15 protein-coding genes and 1 riboswitch are annotated in these 17,792 nt (G+C 67.0%); of the genes, 10 read left to right on the forward strand and 5 right to left on the reverse strand.

Annotated features, from left to right (window positions below):
• Nucleotides 1–154: 154 nt before the first annotated feature.
• The 6 genes from CSC94_RS15850 (at nucleotide 155) to CSC94_RS15870 (ending at nucleotide 6,294) form a co-directional block, all read left to right on the forward strand.
• Complete coding sequence (locus CSC94_RS15850; protein ID WP_099307335.1) at nucleotides 155–3,127, forward strand: helicase-related protein; 2,973 nt, start codon at nucleotides 155–157, stop codon at nucleotides 3,125–3,127.
• A 33-nt stretch (nucleotides 3,128–3,160) separates the two neighbouring features.
• Nucleotides 3,161–3,568 carry an RNA-binding S4 domain-containing protein gene (locus CSC94_RS15855; protein ID WP_099307336.1) on the forward strand — a complete coding sequence of 136 codons (408 nt, stop codon included), beginning with the start codon at nucleotides 3,161–3,163 and terminating at the stop codon, nucleotides 3,566–3,568.
• A 158-nt stretch (nucleotides 3,569–3,726) separates the two neighbouring features.
• A complete protein-coding gene (gene fdxA, locus CSC94_RS15860) occupies nucleotides 3,727–4,068 on the forward strand; it encodes a ferredoxin FdxA (protein WP_099307428.1) in 342 nt (113 codons plus the stop codon).
• Nucleotides 4,069–4,435: 367 nt separating this feature from the next.
• Nucleotides 4,436–5,008 (forward strand): CarD family transcriptional regulator, encoded by a 573-nt coding sequence (locus CSC94_RS15865; protein WP_099307337.1) that lies wholly within the window; start codon nucleotides 4,436–4,438, stop codon nucleotides 5,006–5,008.
• A gap of 183 nt (nucleotides 5,009–5,191) precedes the next feature.
• On the forward strand, nucleotides 5,192–5,374 hold the full coding sequence (locus tag CSC94_RS24265) for a hypothetical protein (protein WP_133122911.1): 183 nt from the start codon (nucleotides 5,192–5,194) through the stop codon (nucleotides 5,372–5,374).
• A 59-nt stretch (nucleotides 5,375–5,433) separates the two neighbouring features.
• Nucleotides 5,434–6,294 (forward strand): RNA polymerase factor sigma-32, encoded by an 861-nt coding sequence (locus CSC94_RS15870; protein WP_099307338.1) that lies wholly within the window; start codon nucleotides 5,434–5,436, stop codon nucleotides 6,292–6,294.
• Between the two features lie 48 nt (nucleotides 6,295–6,342).
• Here CSC94_RS15870 and CSC94_RS15875 read toward each other — a convergent pair whose 3' ends face one another.
• The 4 genes from CSC94_RS15875 to thiB form a co-directional block, all read right to left on the reverse strand.
• Nucleotides 6,343–7,860: a M48 family metalloprotease gene (locus tag CSC94_RS15875; RefSeq protein ID WP_425356528.1), complete on the reverse strand. Its 1,518-nt coding sequence runs from the start codon at nucleotides 7,858–7,860 to the stop codon at nucleotides 6,343–6,345.
• Between the two features lie 135 nt (nucleotides 7,861–7,995).
• Nucleotides 7,996–8,712 carry a thiamine ABC transporter ATP-binding protein gene (locus CSC94_RS15880; RefSeq protein WP_099307340.1) on the reverse strand — a complete coding sequence of 239 codons (717 nt, stop codon included), beginning with the start codon at nucleotides 8,710–8,712 and terminating at the stop codon, nucleotides 7,996–7,998.
• On the reverse strand, nucleotides 8,709–10,331 hold the full coding sequence (thiP, locus tag CSC94_RS15885) for a thiamine/thiamine pyrophosphate ABC transporter permease (protein ID WP_099307341.1): 1,623 nt from the start codon (nucleotides 10,329–10,331) through the stop codon (nucleotides 8,709–8,711). Before thiP ends, CSC94_RS15880 begins: the two co-directional genes overlap by 4 nt.
• Before the next feature lie 22 nt (nucleotides 10,332–10,353).
• Entirely contained in the window at nucleotides 10,354–11,346 is a 993-nt protein-coding gene (gene thiB, locus CSC94_RS15890) for a thiamine ABC transporter substrate binding subunit (RefSeq protein ID WP_099307342.1), read from the reverse strand.
• A gap of 49 nt (nucleotides 11,347–11,395) precedes the next feature.
• Nucleotides 11,396–11,505, reverse strand: a riboswitch (TPP riboswitch).
• Between the two features lie 345 nt (nucleotides 11,506–11,850).
• On the opposite strand from thiB, the gene CSC94_RS15895 reads away from it, so the two are divergent.
• From CSC94_RS15895 to CSC94_RS15910, 4 genes are all read left to right on the forward strand, one after another.
• Complete coding sequence (locus CSC94_RS15895; protein WP_099307343.1) at nucleotides 11,851–13,611, forward strand: alpha/beta fold hydrolase; 1,761 nt, start codon at nucleotides 11,851–11,853, stop codon at nucleotides 13,609–13,611.
• Nucleotides 13,612–13,660: 49 nt separating this feature from the next.
• Nucleotides 13,661–14,305, forward strand: coding sequence for a thiamine diphosphokinase (locus tag CSC94_RS15900; protein ID WP_099307344.1), 645 nt, complete (start codon nucleotides 13,661–13,663; stop codon nucleotides 14,303–14,305).
• A gap of 12 nt (nucleotides 14,306–14,317) precedes the next feature.
• Nucleotides 14,318–16,138: an ABC-F family ATP-binding cassette domain-containing protein gene (locus CSC94_RS15905; RefSeq protein WP_099307345.1), complete on the forward strand. Its 1,821-nt coding sequence runs from the start codon at nucleotides 14,318–14,320 to the stop codon at nucleotides 16,136–16,138.
• Nucleotides 16,139–16,286: 148 nt separating this feature from the next.
• Nucleotides 16,287–16,508, forward strand: a complete 222-nt coding sequence (locus CSC94_RS15910) for a hypothetical protein (protein ID WP_099307346.1) — start codon at nucleotides 16,287–16,289, stop codon at nucleotides 16,506–16,508.
• Nucleotides 16,509–16,536: 28 nt separating this feature from the next.
• Here the strand turns inward: CSC94_RS15910 and CSC94_RS15915 are convergent, their stop codons facing one another.
• Nucleotides 16,537–17,733: an APC family permease gene (locus CSC94_RS15915; protein ID WP_099307347.1), complete on the reverse strand. Its 1,197-nt coding sequence runs from the start codon at nucleotides 17,731–17,733 to the stop codon at nucleotides 16,537–16,539.
• Between the last annotated feature and the right edge of the window lie 59 nt (nucleotides 17,734–17,792).

Raw genomic sequence — 17,792 nt, forward strand, 5'->3', positions numbered from 1 at the left:
GGCATCAAACCACAACTTCCGGGGTCGAAGCCGGCCCGGTTCTGCTTGCAGGGGACGCGCAGCTGTGCTTTGGAAGTGACCCGGAAATGAAGGCCGGTCCGGCGCATGTCCCATGCCGGCGGCCTGCAACACATGACGATCCATTCGGAGCCCGATGACCGCATCCGCAACCTCCAGCCAGCCGCTCGTCCTGTCCGGACGGGACGTCACCGCGGTGCTGGGGCCGACCAACACCGGCAAGACGCACCTGGCGATCGAGCGCATGGTTGCCCATGACAGCGGGGTGATCGGCCTGCCGCTGCGCCTGCTGGCGCGCGAGGTGTACGGCCGTGTCTGCGAGAAGGTGGGCGCGGGCAACGTGGCACTGGTGACCGGCGAGGAGAAGATCAACCCGCCGGGTGCACGCTACTCGGTGTGCACGGTGGAAGCCATGCCGCGCCAGACGGACGCTTCCTTCGTGGCTATCGACGAGGTGCAACTGGCCGGCGACCTGGAACGAGGGCACATCTTCACCGACCGCATCCTGCACCTGCGTGGACGCCAGGAAACGCTGCTGCTGGGCGCCGGTACGATGCGCGGCATCCTCGAAAGCCTGCTGCGGGGCCTCAATGTCGTGACCCGTCCGCGCATGTCGCACCTGGCCTGGTCGGGTTCCAAGAAGATCACCCGGCTGCCGCGCCGGTCGGCCATCGTCGCGTTTTCCGCCGACGAGGTCTATGCCATCGGCGAACTGATCCGGCGGCAGCGCGGCGGGGTCGCCGTGGTGCTCGGCGCGCTCAGCCCGCGCACACGCAACGCCCAGGTCGGCCTCTACCAGTCGGGCGACGTCGATTTCCTGGTGGCAACTGATGCGATCGGCATGGGGCTCAACCTCGATGTCGATCACGTCGCCTTTGCGCAGACGCGCAAGTTCGACGGCTACCAGTATCGCCAGCTGACGCCGGCCGAGCTCGGCCAGATCGCCGGCCGCGCCGGGCGCCACACGCGGGACGGGACGTTCGGCGTCACCGGGCAGGCCGACATGTTCGAGGACGAACTGGTCGAGCGGCTCGAGGCGCATGATTTCGCGCCGGTGCGAACCTTGCAGTGGCGTACGGCGCGTTTCGATTTTTCCAGCCTTGCCGCGCTCGCCCATTCGCTGGAGACGATTCCGCCGGTGGAAGGCCTGACGCGGGCACTGCCCGCGGTGGACCAGCAGGCGCTGGGCTTCCTTTCGCGCGATCCCGAGGTGCAGGCGCTGGCAACCAACCGGGAGCGCGTGGAACTGCTGTGGGACGTCTGCGCGCTGCCGGACTACCGGCGCATCGCGCCGGCGCAGCACGCCGACATCATCGGCCAGCTCTACGGCGATCTTGCCCGCCATGGCCGGGTCGACGAGGACTACATGGCCGAACAGGTGCGCCGGTCGGACCGGACCGACGGCGATATCGACACGCTGTCGGCGCGCGTGGCGCAGATCCGGACCTGGACCTTCGTGTCGCACCGGCCGGGATGGCTGGCCGATCCGGCACACTGGCAGGAAAAAACACGCGAGATCGAGGACAGACTGTCGGACGCCCTGCATGAAAGGTTGACGAAACGCTTCGTAGACCGCAGGACATCCGTGCTCATGAGGCGCTTGAGAGAAAATACCATGCTGGAAGCGGAAATCAGCCCCGACGGGGACGTTACGGTCGAAGGGCATCATGTCGGTCAGTTGCAGGGGTTCCGGTTCACGGCCGACACCACTGCCGAAGGCGAGGATGCCAAGGCGGTGAAGGCCGCCGCGCAGAAGGCGCTGGGCCAGGAGTTCGAGGCGCGGGCCGAGCGCTTCGCCGCCTGCCCGAACGGCGACCTGGCGCTGTCCTCCGACGGGATGCTGCGCTGGCTCGGCGCGCCGGTGGCACTGCTCGCCGCGGGGGACCAGGTGCTCAAGCCGCGCGTCATCCTGCTGGCCGACGAGCAACTGACAGGGGCAGCGCGCGACAAGGTCGCGGCGCGGGCCGAGCGTTTCGTGGGATACCAGGTCGAAAGCCTGCTCAAGCCGCTGCAGGACCTTGCCTCGGGCGACGGCCTGGAAGGCATCGCCAAGGGCATCGCGTTCCGCATCGCCGAGCAGATGGGCGTGGTCAACCGGCGCGAGATCGCCGACGAGGTCAAGGCGCTCGACCAGGACACGCGGGCGGGCCTGCGCAAGCTGGGCGTCCGGTTCGGCGCTTATCACCTGTTCGTGCCGGCCCTGCTGAAGCCGGCGCCGGCCGGGCTGATCACCACGCTGTGGGCGCTGTTCCACGATGCGCGGGACGAAGCGGGCTTCGGCGATGTCGTGGCCGCGATGGCGGCGGGGCGGACCTCGGTGGTCACCGATCCGGCCTTCAAGCCGGATTTCTACCGCCTGGCAGGGTTCCGGGTTCTCGGACGGCGCGCGGTGCGCGTCGACATCCTTGAACGGCTGGCCGATCTCATTCGCCCGGCCGTGTCGTGGCAGCCGGGCCAGGGTGCGCGCCCGGACGGCGGCTACGACGGGCGGGCGTTCATCGTGACGCCGGCGATGATGTCGATCCTCGGCGCGACGGCCGAGGACATGGACGAAATCCTGAAGGCGCTCGGCTACCGCGGCGAGACCAAGCCGGCGGACGAGGTGCAGGCGCATCTCGATGCGCTTGACGTGGCGAGCAAGCCGCAGGACGCCGGACATGCCGAAGCCGGGGCGAATGACGGCGGGGACAGTGCCGTCGAGGCGCCGGTTGCCGCCGAAGAGGGCCAAGCACCCGTGGCCACGGCCGAGGCGGAGGCTGCTGTTGCGGAAGCCGGCGGGACGGAAGCGCCGGCCGCCGCAGCCGAAGCGCCCAGCGAGGCGGAGGCTGACACCGAAGCGCCCAAGACCGTGACCGTCTGGCGCCAGGGACGGCCGGAGGGCCGCGGGCGTCCTCACCAGGGACGTGGCGGCGGGCGCGACCGGGACAACCAGCCGCGGCGCGACGGGTTCAAGGGCAAGGGCGGCGCGCCGAAACGTGGCCCGAAGCCGGGCGGCAAGCCTGACCGGCCGCAGGGTGCCAAGCCGGTGCGCGAGGCCAAGCCGCAGCGGATCGACCCGGATTCGCCGTTCGCCAAGCTGGCGGCACTGAAGGACAAGATGGGCAAGTGACCCCTTGCCCTTCCCCGGCGGGCGCGTGATGCCATGACGGGCGAAAGCGCCCCGCAGGGCGACGAACGCCAGCGCCTGGACAAGTGGCTGTTCTTTGTCCGCATCGTGAAATCGCGTTCGCTGGCGGCAAAGCTCGTCCAGGCGGGCCGTGTCCGGATCAACGGCGAGAAAACCGACAACGCGGCCAAGGCGGCCAAGCCCGGCGACGTGCTGACGGTGACGCTGGATGAGCGTGTGCTGGTGCTCCGGGTGGTTTCCGCCGGGACGCGCCGTGGGCCCTACGAGGAAGCGCGGCTGCTCTACGAGGACCTGTCCACGCCGGCGCCGCCGCGCGACCGGCAATTGCCGGACCAGCTTGCGCCGGTGCGCGAGGCCGGAAAGGGACGTCCGACCAAGAAGGAGCGCCGGGCCACCGACCGGCTCAAGGGGCAGGACGGCTGATGAAACCGGCTGCCGCCATGGCGCGCTAATATGACGCAACGCAAAATCTTGGCCGAAAATGGCTCTGCCGCGACAAAGCTTGCTCTTGTCAGGGCCGCGCAAAGCCGTTACCTGACACGCAAAAGTCCAGAGCGATGCGTCAAGCGCCGGAGCCGTTCATGACCTATATCGTCACCGATAATTGCATCAAGTGCAAATACACCGACTGCGTGGAGGTGTGCCCGGTCGACTGTTTCTACGAAGGCGAGAACATGCTCGTCATCCATCCGGACGAGTGCATCGATTGCGGCGTCTGCGAGCCGGAATGCCCGGCGGAGGCGATCAAGCCGGACACGGAGCCGGGTCTTGAGAGCTGGCTGAAGCTGAACACGGAATATGCCTCGGTCTGGCCAAATATCACGGTCAAGAAGGACCAGATGGCGGATGCGGAGAAGTTTGACGGCGAGCCCGGCAAGCTGGAGAAATACTTCTCGGCAGAGCCGGGAACCGGCGACGAATAAATCCGTATACGCGGTGCGCGGAACGCGCTAAACGTTAACGTAACGTCATTAACCTTTTCGTCATGAGCGAAAGGGGCGTTTTGTTCGCGCTTGCGGCAAAATCTTGATTCTTTCGCTTTTTTGTGATATCCGTAGTCTTCCATGCCGGATAGTGCAATCAGCCATGAGCGCCTCGCGCGTTAATCTTTGAAAGGTTCAAGCCTCACCAGTCAGGCCAAGGTCATCCAGGGCAAGGCTTCGCAGCCTTGACCGAAGGGCGATTGAGTGTCGGGCGGAGCGGCTTGTCCTCGGCTTGCTATTGCATGACCGCCGGCCCGATTCCGACACGGGCGCAGCAGCCCGGGTCCAACAGGGAGTAAGAATGCGTATGGCTACCCAGCAGAAGAAATCGGCACAGCGTCAGGGTTTCAAGACCGGCGAAAGCATCGTCTATCCGGCGCACGGCGTCGGCCAGATCGTCGCCATCGAGGAACAGGAAGTGGCTGGCCACAAGCTGGAGCTTTTCGTCATCGACTTCGAAAAGGACAAGATGCGGCTGAAAGTGCCGGTCGCCAAGGCCGTGTCCATCGGCATGCGCAAGCTTTCCGAGACCGACTACGTCGATCGCGCGCTCAAGGTCGTGCAGGGCCGTGCCCGCGTCAAGCGGACGATGTGGTCGCGGCGAGCGCAGGAATACGACGCGAAGATCAATTCCGGTGACCTGATCTCGATCTCCGAGGTCGTGCGTGACCTCTATCGCGCGGAAAACCAGCCGGAGCAGTCCTACTCCGAGCGCCAGCTCTACGAGGCTGCGCTCGACCGCATGGCGCGCGAGATCGCGGCCGTCAACAAGATGAGCGAGACGGAAGCCGTCAACCTGATCGAGCAGAACCTCAACAAGGGTCCGCGCCGCGGCGCCAAGGCCGACAACGAGGAAGCCGACCAGGAAGAGGCTGCCTGAGACCGCCGCCGCCTGACGACGGCACCGCTGGGACGGGACCAACAGGCCGTTCCTGACGGTTTCATGTCCCGCGCGGATCAAGCGAACACAGCGTTCACTTCAATGTGACGAGCCCCGACAGAGCGAACTGCCGGGGCTTTTTCATGCCTGGAGCCCGCCACCGCCGGGACGCAGGAGATGCAAGTGAGCGTCGATCAAAGCATTGAAATAAAAAACAAAATCGTAATAGCAACCGGATTTCCGAAGAAGCCGGCTGAAAAGATGCAGCTCGTTCGCATCATTTTTTTTGAACCGGGTGGAACGAAATCCTTGCTGGAACAGTTACGCGACAGGTGGCGTTGTATGTTCAAGCAGTCTGCATCCTGATCCGGATGGCGGCCGCCGCGTAGAGAAGAACAAGGTTCCAAACCTTTCCGGAGGCATCCATGTCCGACGACGCCATACGCAATCGCATGGTCCGGGCCGCCATGAAGGCGCCTTACCTTGAACGCGAGGAAGAACTCGCACTGGCCGTGCGATGGAAGGAGGAAAAGGACCAGGAGGCGCTGCACCGGATCACGACGGCGCACATGCGCCTCGTCATCTCCATGGCCGCCAAGTTCCGCAACTTCGGTCTCCCGCTCAACGACCTGATCCAGGAGGGCCATGTCGGCCTGCTCGAGGCAGCTGCCCGCTTCGACCCGGAACGGGAGGTCCGCTTCTCCACCTATGCGACATGGTGGATCCGGGCATCCATCCAGGACTACATCCTGCGCAACTGGTCAATCGTTCGCGGCGGAACCTCCTCCACGCAGAAGGCGCTTTTCTTCAACCTCCGCCGCCTGCGCGCGAAATTGTCGCGTGGGCCGGAGCCGGTCAACATCGATGAAATCCACAGCCAGATTTCGCAGAAGCTCGGCGTTTCCAAGAACGACGTCGCGCTGATGGATTCGCGCCTGTCCGGCCCGGATACCTCGTTGAACATGACCGTCAGCCAGAGCGAGGAGACGGGCGCGGAAAAGATGGATTTCCTCGTGTCCGACGCGCCGCAGCCCGACGAGATCGTCGGCGGCGCCATCGACGAGGAGCGGCGGTCAAAATGGCTGCACGGCGCCCTCAACGTGCTCAATGACCGCGAACTGTTCATCATCCGCCAGCGCCGGCTGACCGAGGATGGGGCGACGCTGGAATCGCTTGGTGCCAAGCTCGGCATCTCGAAAGAGCGTGTCCGCCAGATCGAGAACCGGGCCATCGAGAAATTGCACGGCGCGCTGCTGGCCGCCGACCCGCGGATGGCGCAGCACTGATCCCCGCCACGTCCTTGTCGTGACCCTGCCGGCCGCGTGCCGGCCGGTCTACCGGTCGGTGACGATCTTGACCCGGTCGCCGGCCGAGATCGCGTTGCCCGGACCAAGCGCATTGAGCAGCCGGAACAGGTCGAGCTTGCGGTCGGTGCCCGACATGCGGGCCGCCAGTTGCGCCAGGGTCTGGCCGGACTTGACCCGTTCGACGCGAACGCGCAGCGGCCGCAACGAATTTCGCTCGGCTTCGGACATGACGGCGAAGCTGTCGCGCACGAAGGCCGCTGTGGACTCGAGGTCGTTGCTGGCAAGCGGCGCGGCGGTGAGCATGCGGAACATCTGCGGGCCGGACCGCATGACAGCAATATCGAATTTCCAGCCATCCGCGCGCGCCTGCGCCGTCGCGCCGGGCAAGCCGCCGATGGTCATCGGGCGGATGGAGGTTTCGTCCAGGCCGGACACCCAGCCGCTCGCGATATAGGCGGCAGGGCTGGTTCCGCTGTCGACGGCAATGCCGTCGAAGCGAACCGCCATGTCGCCGGGGCCGGCTGCCGTTACCGCCGCGGCGGCGTTGTCGATCACGAATCCTTCGGGGACGGAGAAGCGGATGCCGAGGCGCGGGTGCAGGAAACTGCGTCCGCGGACGAAACCCTCGGTCGGCGTGTCGCCATAGAGGATGCCATCGATCCCGTCGAGATAGGCATCGCGGTCGGTGATACCGGTGCCCTGCGGACCGATGGTGCGGGCATGGCGCAGCGCCAGTTCGATCCGGCGCTGGCTGGAAGGATGGGATGCGAGGAAGTCCAGCGACGGATCCTTTGCGCCGCTGACCGAGCGGAACTGCGAATAGGCGCTCATGGAGCGCAGGAAACGGGCGGCGGCAAAGGGATCGAAGCCGGCCTCGCCGATCTGCTTGATGGAGATGGCGTCGGCCTCGAGTTCCTGGTTGCGCGAGAACTCGGCCAGGCGCAGCTTGCCGCGGATCACGGCGGCCCGTGCCTTGGGATCGCCCGCGAGGACATCCTGCGCCACCTTTTCCGCGATGCCGGCTTCCTGTTCCGCCTGTCGGCGCTGGATGCCATGGTTGGCCGTCACGTGGGCCATTTCATGGGACAGTACGGCGGCCAGCTCGGCACCGTCGTTGGCCAGCGCGAGAAGCCCCCTCGTCACGTAGAGAAAGCCACCGGGCAGGGCGAAGGCGTTGATCGACGGGGAATCTAGGATCGTGATCTTGTAGGACTGGTCGGGGTCCTGCGACACGGCGATCAGGCGGCCGACGACGCGGGCGACCATGCGTTCCAGCTTGGGGTCGGAATATTCACCGCCGTAGGTTTCCAGAATCTTCGGATGCTGGGCTTCGGCCAGTTTGCGCATGCGCGCATCCTTGGCCGACGTCTCGAACGTGACCGGGTGGTCCGAGGGCTTCAACAGTCCGTCCGCGCCATCCTGGCCCGTCAGCGAACAGGCCGATACGGTGATTGCCAGCAGGACAAGCGCCGCGTGACGGATCAGCGTGCGAAACGGTGTCGCGAAAGACAGGGTATCGGGCAACAGGTGTTCCAGTTCATCCACTCGTCGGCAAATCAGGCGTGGGGGCGCACCGTCTTCGGGTTCACGTAGCCACAGGACCATAGCGATGGCAAGGCTGCAGGGCCCTGTGTCAGATGCAATTGCGGCGGCAAGCGGGCAGAAAGGCGGCCTGTTTCCTCATTTTGCGCCGATATAGCGCCGAACAGCCCCGGGTCCATCAGGCCCGAAGAGCCATGCGGCCGGCCCCCGGGCCGCGATGCGCCCGGCTTCGAGGAATTGTGCATTTCCATCCAGCCAGACGGCATCGTCGGGATGGTGGGTGACCATCACGAGGGTCATGCCGGTTTCCGCCTGCAGATCGCGCAGCAGCGCCAGCATGTCCCGGCGCAGGGCCGGACCCAGCGAGGCAAAGGGTTCATCCAGCAACAGGACCGGACGGTCGCGCACCAGCACGCGGGCGAGGGCGGCGCGCTGGCGTTCGCCGCCGGACAGTTCGGCCGGCTTGCGATGGCCCTTGCCGGCGAGGCCGGTCCGGGCCAGCGCGGCCTCGACATCGCTGCGGTCCGACGCGGTCAGGCGCAGGGACGGCGACCGGCCGAGGCCGACGTTGGCGGCAATGTCGAGGTGGCCGAACAGGTTGTTTTCCTGGAACACCATGGAGACGGGGCGGCCGGCCGGCGCAATGGCGGTCATGTCGCGCCCGCCGATGAGAATCCGGCCGCTGTCGGGCCGTTCGAAGCCGGCCACGAGGTTGAGAAAGGTCGACTTGCCGGAGCCGGACGGTCCGACCAGCGCGGTGATGCTGCCGGCCTCGATCCCGGTGTCGAACGCGGCCTCGAACCCATCCAGGGCCAGGTGAACCGCTTCCATCGTGATGGCAAGCCCGCTGCTCATGCCTGCTGCCTCCCTGCACGGCCCGCGGCCATCATGAGCAACAGGCAAAGAAGCGCAAGGATGAGGGCAAGGCCGGCCGCATCCGCCGTGCGATAGCTGCCCATGCGGGCCAGCAGCAGCCATGGCAGGGTCTCAAAATCGTCGGAGCCGAAAAGCGCGATCACGCCGAGATCGCCGAGCGAAAGGGCCATGGCGAAGGCGAATCCGGCGACCAGCGGGCGTTTCAGCGCGGGAAGATCGACTAGGCGCAGGCGGGTCCAGACGGACATGCCGAGATTGGCGGCGAGGCGGTCATGGCGCTCGGCAGCGGCATCGTGGGCAGGGCGCAGCAGGCGCATGACGAAAGGCATGGCCATCGCGGCATTGACCGTGACGACCAGAACCGGGCCGAACAGGTTTGTGTGGCGCACCTGGCCGGCCTCGACGGCGAGGATGAACCAGCCGGCGCCGACCAGAACGGGCGGCACGAGGAGGATCAGCGCGGATCCGTTGCCGGCAAGCCATTCGAGCCAGCCGGGGCGCGGCACGCGCCGGCTGCGCTCGCGGTCCAGCCGCAGGCGGAGCAGGGCCAGCGTGAGCGCCAGGGCCAGCAGGGCCGAGGCGAGGGCGATGACGAGGCTCGTGGCCAGCGCGCGATGCAGGTCCGGCTCCATGGCAAGGCGGGCGAGGTCGGCCCTGAGCCCGGCGACGGCAATGGCCAGGATGGGCCCGGCGACGAAGGCCGTGCCGGCGAGCACGACCACCATGGCGAGCCGGCGCTCGAACGGGGATGGCGCCGGGCGCCACGACTGGCGCGAGAGCGTGAGATTGGCTTCACCTGTCAGCGGCGCGCCGATGCGCATGAGCCCGGCGACGAGGAGGCCGGTCAGGGCCAGCTGGGTCAGCGTCAGGGCGGCGGCACGGGCCGGATCGAAATCGAACCGCAGCGCCTGGTAGATGGCGACCTCGAGGGTGGAGGCGCCGGGTCCGCCGCCGAGCGTGAGGACAATGGCGAAAGAGGTGGCGCAGAGCATGAAAACGAGGCCCGCGGCACCGGGAAGCGCGGCACCGAGCGCGGGCCATTCGATGAGGCGGAAACGCGATGGCGCCGGCATGCCCAGCTGGGCGGCGAGACGCCAGCGATCGGGCGGGATGGCGTCCAGCGCTTCGAGGAAGAGGCGGGTGGCCAGAGGCAGGTTGAAGAAGACATGGGCAAGCAGGATGCCCGAGAGGCCGAACACACCGGGCCAGGACCCGCCCGCCAACGGGCCAAGCCACGGGGCCAGCAGGCCGGCACGGCCATAGAGCGCCAGCGTGGCCATGGCGGCGACGATGGAGGGGATGGCCAGCGGCAGGGCAAACAGGCCGATGACCAGGCCGCGCCCGGGCAAGCGGGGGTTCAGGAACAGCGCCCGTGCCAGGAGGAGCGCCGGGACGACCGAGAGAAGTGTGGAGAGTGCCGCCTGCCACAGCGTGAAGCGGGCGGCATTCCAGAGATAGGTATCGAAGGCGCCGGCCACGTCGCCACCCTGGCGCCAGGCCGACAGGGCGAGGCCCGCGAAGGCGCCGCCGACGATGAGCCCGAGAAGGGCCAGCGCGGCCCTTCCCGGAAGTCCGCCGGTGGCGCCTGTCATGGTCATCGCACCCGATCCACGGAGATGATCACCGGCTCATCGCCGCGAGCCATTCGTCCACCCAGGCCTTGCGATGGTCGGAGACTTCCTGCGGTGTGAAGATCAGGCTTTGCGACGGCTGGACCAGCTTCGAGAAGGCCTCGTTGAGCGGCTTGTCCGTCTTGCCGGCGGGCAGCATCCAGTTGGTTTCGGGAATGATGTCCTGGAAGCCGGGGCCGGTCATGAAGGCGAGGAACTTCGCGGCCAGCGGATTGTCCTTGCCCTTGACCGTCCGGGCCGCGATCTCGATCTGCATGTAGTGACCTTCCTCGAAGGCGGCGGCCTTGTAGCGGTCAGTGCCCTCCGCGACGATGTGATAGGCCGGCGAGGTCAGGTAGGACAGCACCATCGGAGCCTCGCCGCTGGTGAAAAGGCCGTAAGCTTCCGACCAGCCGGGCGTGACGGTGAGCACGCGGTCGCTGAACTTCGCCCAGGCCTCGGGCGCCTTGTCGCCGTAAACCTTCTTCACCCAGAGCACGAGGCCGAGGCCCGGCGTGGAGGTGCGCGGATCCTCGATGGCGATCTTCGGCCCGTTGCCGCCTTCCATCAGCTGCTTCAGGCTCGTCGGCGGGGTCTTGACCGTCTCGCTGTCGTAGATGACGGCGAAATGGCCGTAGTCGAAGGGAACGAAGGTATCGTCGGACCAGCCGCCGGGCACATCGACGTTCTCGAGGCTGATGCCGTGCGGGGCGAAGAGGCCGGTGGCGCGGGCATCGGCCATCAGGTTGGTGTCGAGGCCGAGCACGATATCGGCGCCAGTCGCCTTGCCTTCCAGCCTGACGCGGTTGAGCAGGGCGACGCCGTCGGTCACGGCGACGAATTCCAGGTCGCAGCCGCATTCGGCCTCGAAGGCCTTCTCGACGGCAGGACCGGCACCCCAGTCGGCGGTGAAGCCCTCGTAGGTGTAGATTGTGAGGTCTGCCGCCGCGGCGTGGCCCGCGAGGGCGAGGGCGGAACAGGCTGCAAGCAAGAATGTACGCATCGTCGGCGTCTCCTTTTTCTCTCGTGTTTCGGGGAAAAGGCGCTGCTGGCAATGCAAGGCGTCTAATCCCTCCGCCGGTGCTAACCGGTTCAGGTTCAGCGGGTTGGCAGACTGCCTCTCAGCGCGCCGGAATTCCGGCGGGCACCCCGTTAGAGCACGTCGAGATGTAGAGGAGGCGGCGGGTGCTGGCAAGACCCCGGTACACGGGGATGCCCGCAGGGGCGCGCTGACGGGGCAATGCCAACGCGCCCCCTTGATGGGTCCGCACCTGGCGGCGCGGCCACTATCCCCGAAGCTTGAGGGTTTCGTCTTGGCGGGGACCTGCGGGGGCAGGACCTTCGGGAACGGAACCTTCCTGCCCTGCCACCGGCGACGTTAGGAAAGGCGTACCGCGCGGCCTATCCCCCGATCGGGGGAAGCGGCACGAAAGTGAGAGAAGTCCGATTGACTTGGTCCGGCAATGAAAACAGACTGATGCGGGGCTTGAGGGACTGCAGGACAAGCGTGAGCAACGAAGAAGCCGGCAACCATGCCGCGGCGATCAAGGCCATTTATTCCTACCTGAAGGGAAACCGGGCGTTCGGCGAGCTCATCCTCGACCTGGAAGCCTACCTGCTGACGCCGCGAAGCGACGGGCCTGCCATCCCGGCCTCTCTCGACGCGCATTTCGAAATCGCCGGCGACCTGGCCGCCGACATCGCGCCCAGTCCGCTGTCTCGGTACCGGCCCATCATCGAAGGCCCCGGATGCCGCTTTGCCGTCGACGGTGACATGAAGGTGGTCGCCTGTTCGCCGGCGGCCATGGAGCGGCTGGTGCGGCGCGAAGCGGCGTCGCGCGAGACGGCCATGGACCAGCCCGGCACGATCGCGCTTTCCCGGCCGCTGAGGGCGGCCATCGCCGAGATCCATGCCGCGGCGCAGGCCGGCGACCCGGACCGGCGCCGCATCGTCTCCGACGAGCAGGATGGCGAGCAGGTGTTCGTGTCGGTCCGCCATGACCGCGACCTCGGCGTGGTGGTGCTGACCTACCCGGATGAAGGCTGGCGCGACGGGGTCTACTCGCTGCTGCAGGCCAGCCTCGGGCTCTCGCCCTCCGAATGCGAGGTGCTCGGACACATGATGGCCGGCCTTTCGAATACCGAGATCTCGCGGGAACGGGGCCGGTCGGCCGAAACGATCAAGAGCCAGACGCAGTCGATCTTCCGCAAGCTCGGCGTTACGTCGCGCGTCGAGGCGGTGCGGGTCGTCTCGGACCTTGCCAGCCTGACGGCCCTGTCGGGCGATGAATCGCCGCCGGCTGGCAAGGGGGCGGCGGCCGGCCATCACTACAGTTTCGCCGCGCGGCCGGACGGGTGGGGCGAGGCGACCATCGGCGGCCGGCGGATCGGGCGGATCCACCATCGTGCGAAACTGCCGGCGCAGGGCATGGCGCGCACGGTGCTGATGCTGCACGGGCTCACCCAGGGACCCGAGATCACGCCCTTCCTGGCCGACCGGCTGACGCGGTCCGGCCTCGACTACCTCGGGCTTTCCAAGCCGGGCTACGGTGTCACGGACCCGGCGGGCAACGAGGATTACGTCGAGCGGACCATCGCCGATTGCCTGGCGGTCATGGACCACGCCGGGATCGACCGCGTCGTGGTGCTTGCGCACATGTTCGGCACGCTGCCCGGTATCGAGTTGTGCATCCGGCATCCCGACCGGGTGGCCGGGATGCTGATCTGCTCCGGCTATTTCCCGCTTCAGCTCAACCCGGATTTCACGCCGCGCGGGGCGGTGCAGAAGCTCGTCACGCATACGGGGATCGGATCGGCGGCGGCGCACCAGTTCATCGCGCGCATCGGCTATGCCTACCTTCGCTACGGCGGCGCGCGGGCCTACCTGGCGAGCCTGTTCGAACGGTCGCCCAGGGACATGAGCCTGCTGGACGACCCGGTTGTCGGCCCGATCCATTTTGCCGGGTTGCGGCACATGATGCAGAACGGCGTGGCGGCCTTTCTCGCCGATACGGGGTCAGGGCGGCATGACTGGAGCAACCGGCTGGACCTTTGTACCGTGCCCACCGTGCTGCTGCACGGCAGCGACGATCCGGCGGTCAATCCGGACATGGCGAAGCTGGCGGCAAGCCGGTTCCCGAACGGGCGCTTCGAGGCGGTGCCGGGACGGGGCCAGACGGTGCTGCACAGCGAGCCGGACCTGATGGTGCGGCACCTCCTGGACCTGGCCGGCGTGACGTCCTCCATGGGCCGCGCCGCGGCCTGCTGACCCTTTCCACGGCTTCCCGAAGGCGCGCGGGCATGCTAAGCGCGCGGCCATGAGCACATTTGTCATTCTCCTTGGCGGCGAACTGCACGCGACGCCGCGCCTGATGAGCCAGGTGGCGGGCGCCCGTGTCATCGCTGCCGATTCCGGGATGGATCACGCCGCCCTGCTCGGCGTGACCCCCGAACTGTGGATCGGCGATTTCGACAGCGCCGAAGAGGATCTGCTGGAGCGCTACAAGCATGTCCCGCGCGAGGTCTTCCCGGTCGACAAGAACATGACCGACGGCGAACTGGCCATTGCGGAGGCCCTGAGGCGCGGGGCGAGCGACTTCATCCTGGCCGGGGGTTTCGGCGGCCCGCGCGCCGACCATGCCTTCCTGCATCTGACCGCTGCCGTCTCGGTGGCCGAAACCGGGATCCCGGTGCTGCTGACTTCCGGCAAGCAGGAGGGTTATCCCGTCCTGCACGGGGAAAACCGGTTCGACCTGCCCGAAGGCACGTTGTTCTCCATCCTGCCGTTCACGGACCTCGGCGGGCTGACCATCGCCGGGGCCAAGTGGCCGCTGTCCGAGGCGGCCATCACCTTCGGATCGTCGCGCACCATGTCGAACGTCTCGGAAGGGCCGCTGCTGGTGGACCTCACATCGGGCCGGGCGCTGCTGGTTGCCCACCCCGATCCCGCTTCGCAGTTCTGAGGGTCAGGCAGCATGGCGCCACCGCTTCTTCATCTCGACGGTATCCGCCTGACCTTCGGCGGCAAGCCCCTCCTGGACGGCGCCACGCTGTCCGCGGGGGCCGGGGACAAGATCGCGCTCGTCGGGCGCAACGGGTCCGGCAAGTCGACGCTGCTGAAGATCGCGGCCGGCCTCGTCGATGCCCAGGAAGGCGACATCTTCCGCCAGCCGACGGCGACCATCCGCTACCTGCCGCAGGCACCGGATTTCGGCGATCACCGGACCGTCGAAGCCTATGTCTCTTCCGGGCTCGGCCCGGCGGACGACGAATGGCGGGTGGCCTACCTGCTCGACCATCTCGGCCTTGACGGCCAGGCTGATCCCGCGGTCCTGTCCGGCGGCGAGGCGCGGCGTGCGGCGCTGGCTCGCGTGCTTGCGCCATCGCCCGACATCCTGCTGCTGGACGAGCCGACCAACCACCTCGACCTGTCGACCATCGAGTGGCTGGAAGACGAGTTGCAGCAATCGACCTCGGCGATCATCCTGATCAGCCACGACCGCCGGTTCCTGGAACGGGTGACGAAGGCGACCGTCTGGCTGGACCGGGGCAACACCCGGCGGCTGGAGAAGGGCTTTGCCCATTTCGAGGACTGGCGCGACCAGGTCTACGAGGAGGAAGAGCGCGAACAGCACAAGCTCGGGCGGCAGATCGCGCGCGAGGAGCACTGGGTCGTCCACGGTGTCTCTGGCCGGCGCAAGCGCAACATGCGGCGGCTCGGCGAGTTGCAGACGATGCGCCAGGCCTTCCGCGAGCACCAGGGGCCGGAAGGAAAGGCGCGGCTGGAAGCGGCGGAAGCAGAGGCCTCGGGCAAGCTTGTCATCGAGGCGAAGGGCATTTCCAAGGCCTATGGCGAGCGGGCGATCGTGCGCGATTTCTCCATGCGTATCCTGCGTGGCGACCGGATCGGTCTCGTCGGGCCGAACGGCGCGGGCAAGACGACGCTGCTCAAGATGCTGACGGGCGAGCTGGCGCCGGATTCGGGCAGCGTGCGGCTGGGGGTCAACCTGGAGATCGCGACGCTCGACCAGGGGCGGGCACGGCTCGACCCGGACGATACGCCGGCCTCGTTCCTGACCGGCGGGCGCGGCGACCAGGTGGTCATCAACGGCGAGGCGCGCCACGTGATGTCCTACATGAAGGATTTCCTGTTCAAGCCGGAACAGGCACGCACGCCGATCCGCGAACTGTCCGGTGGCGAAAAGGCACGGCTGCTGCTGGCGAAAGTGCTGTCGCAACCCGCCAACCTGCTGGTTCTCGACGAACCGACGAACGATCTGGACATGGAAACGCTCGACCTGCTGCAGGAACTGGTCGCCGGGTTTCCGGGCACGGTGATCCTGGTCAGCCACGACCGCGACTTTCTCGACCGGACCGTGAGCGCGACGCTGGCGCCGGAGGCTGGCGGCAAGTGGCTGGTTTATGCCGGCGGCTATTCCGACATGCTGGCGCAGCGCGGGACATCCCGCTTCGACCTCGCCACCACGCAGGCGGCGCGGCCGGAGCCGAAAGGCGCGCCGGCCAAGGCGGCGCCGCCCGCCAAGCCGGTGCAGGGCAAGTCGAAGCTGTCCTACAAGCAGAAGTTCGCGCTGGAGACCCTGCCGAAGGACATCGAGCGCCTGGCAGGCGAGATGGAAGCGCTGGAAGCCAGGCTTGCCGACCCGGCGCTGTATGCCAAGGATCCCGGCCGGTTCAACACGCTGGCCGCGGAACTCGACGCCAAGCGCGCGGCCCGCGACAAGGCCGAGGAAGAGTGGCTGGAACTGGAAATGCTGCGCGAGGAACTGGAAGGCTGAGACCTGCCAGCAGGCACGCCTGACAGATTGACGCATGTGCGCTCCTGTCACGTTCCGTTCCGAACCCCGCGCTCCCAAATAGACCTCGTCACAAACAGCCATGGCCGGTCCCCGGACAAAGGCCGTGCACCACGATGAGGGATATCCGATGAGCATTGCCAATGCGGTCATGGACCGCGACCTTTCCACGCCGATTGCTGCCAGCGAGCCGGAAAAGGATGATTTCCGCCCGGTCCTGCCGGTTCTCAACCTTGCCGGCGCCTGGCTGCTGGCGATCTATTTCTTCGGCTACCCGGCCATCATCCTGCCGGCGCTGGTCGCCGTGCCGACCGTCTTCTACATCCTGATCCGCCTGACCATGGGCCGCTGAGCCGGTCCCGCGGGCAAGACCGGCCGCCTCACTCCACGGGGCGGCCGAGGATGGTCATGGCAAGGCCGAGCACCGCAAGCGTGAAGTAGAAGGCGATGCGCGGCCATGCCGCCCGGCGGCTGAGAGCCCGGATGCCGGCCAGCATGGCCTGCAGGCCATAGTAGAGCGCGAAGCCGCGCGACGCGTAGCTGATGATGGAGAAGATGTTGAAGATCCATGTCAGCGACAGGCCGGTGGCGGCGAGCGCGGCATAGGTCAGGTGCTGGCGGACACGGCCGTTGGTCAGTTCGTGCACCAGTCCGCCCGAGCCGCCGGTGTCGGCGATGGCGGCGGAAAATTGTGCACTGAGCGCGGCGACGATCAGCATGACCGGCAGGATCACCGAAATGCGGCTGGTCATGTCGATCACGCCGGTCTCGCTGACGGGCACGTCGCTGACGGGGAAAACGTAGGCCATCAGCACGATATAGACGACGTAGATCACCGACGCGATGATCTGGGCAAGGCGCATGGACCGGATGCGGGTTTCGGCGTCGTAAAGCTGGCGCAGGTAACGTGAGGTCTCGAAGCCCTGGACGGTGACGATGAGGCCGAAGGCCAGCGTGATTCCTTCCCAGCCGGTGCTGCGAACCGGGTTGATGACGAGGCCATTGTCGCTAACCTTGCCGACAAAGAAGACCGCAAGGCCGGCGAGCAGGCCCGCGATGATGGCGAGCTTCGTGCTGACCGACAGTTCTTCCAGCCGTTCCAGCGCCTTGAAGCCGCGCGTCCAGCCGATCACGAGCACGATGCCCATGACGATGCTGGTGATGCTGCGGGCCAGGACCGGGTCGTCGGCGGATACGATTCGGGCAGCGAAGGCGCCGAACAGGTTCAGGTAGTAGGCGACCGAGATGAAATAGGCCAGCGCGAGGGTCCAGGAGGCGGTCGTCTCGATCCGGCTGGCGAGCGGGGTGTCGTCGGTTCCGTCATGCAGCGCGGCGATGTTGTAGCGGATGGCGCCGCCGAACATCCAGGCGACGGCGCACAGGCCGGCCATGACGGCGGGCGCCAGGTCGCCGTAACCGTGGTCGAGCACGGGACCGAGGATGAGGAAGCCGGACCCGATGATGGAGGCCAGGGGCGTCACCGTGGCGCGCCAGAAGGAATTGTTGGTGACCGAAGGCCGAAACAGCACGAGCGCGGCCAGCACGAGGGCAGCGATGATAGCAAGATCGACGGTCACGACGGATCCTCAGGACAACGCTTCGACAATGGCGAAGCGCGTGGAACGGTTCCCGCCTC

It is taken from the genome of Zhengella mangrovi (assembly GCF_002727065.1).
GTDB classification, from domain to species: domain Bacteria; phylum Pseudomonadota; class Alphaproteobacteria; order Rhizobiales; family Rhizobiaceae; genus Zhengella; species Zhengella mangrovi.

Bases quoted from the DNA above. Each gene is read 5' to 3' on its own strand.
- CSC94_RS15855 (WP_099307336.1), top strand. From the start codon at position 3,161: ATGACGGGCGAAAGCGCCCCGCAGGGCGACGAACGCCAGCGCCTGGAC.
- CSC94_RS15850 (WP_099307335.1), top strand. From the start codon at position 155: ATGACCGCATCCGCAACCTCCAGCCAGCCGCTCGTCCTGTCCGGACGG.
- CSC94_RS15910 (WP_099307346.1), top strand. From the start codon at position 16,287: ATGAGCATTGCCAATGCGGTCATGGACCGCGACCTTTCCACGCCGATT.
- thiP (WP_099307341.1), bottom strand. From the start codon at position 10,331: ATGACCATGACAGGCGCCACCGGCGGACTTCCGGGAAGGGCCGCGCTG.
- CSC94_RS15880 (WP_099307340.1), bottom strand. From the start codon at position 8,712: ATGAGCAGCGGGCTTGCCATCACGATGGAAGCGGTTCACCTGGCCCTG.
- thiB (WP_099307342.1), bottom strand. From the start codon at position 11,346: ATGCGTACATTCTTGCTTGCAGCCTGTTCCGCCCTCGCCCTCGCGGGC.
- CSC94_RS15905 (WP_099307345.1), top strand. From the start codon at position 14,318: ATGGCGCCACCGCTTCTTCATCTCGACGGTATCCGCCTGACCTTCGGC.
- CSC94_RS15865 (WP_099307337.1), top strand. From the start codon at position 4,436: ATGGCTACCCAGCAGAAGAAATCGGCACAGCGTCAGGGTTTCAAGACC.
- fdxA (WP_099307428.1), top strand. From the start codon at position 3,727: ATGACCTATATCGTCACCGATAATTGCATCAAGTGCAAATACACCGAC.
- CSC94_RS15900 (WP_099307344.1), top strand. From the start codon at position 13,661: ATGAGCACATTTGTCATTCTCCTTGGCGGCGAACTGCACGCGACGCCG.
- CSC94_RS15870 (WP_099307338.1), top strand. From the start codon at position 5,434: ATGTCCGACGACGCCATACGCAATCGCATGGTCCGGGCCGCCATGAAG.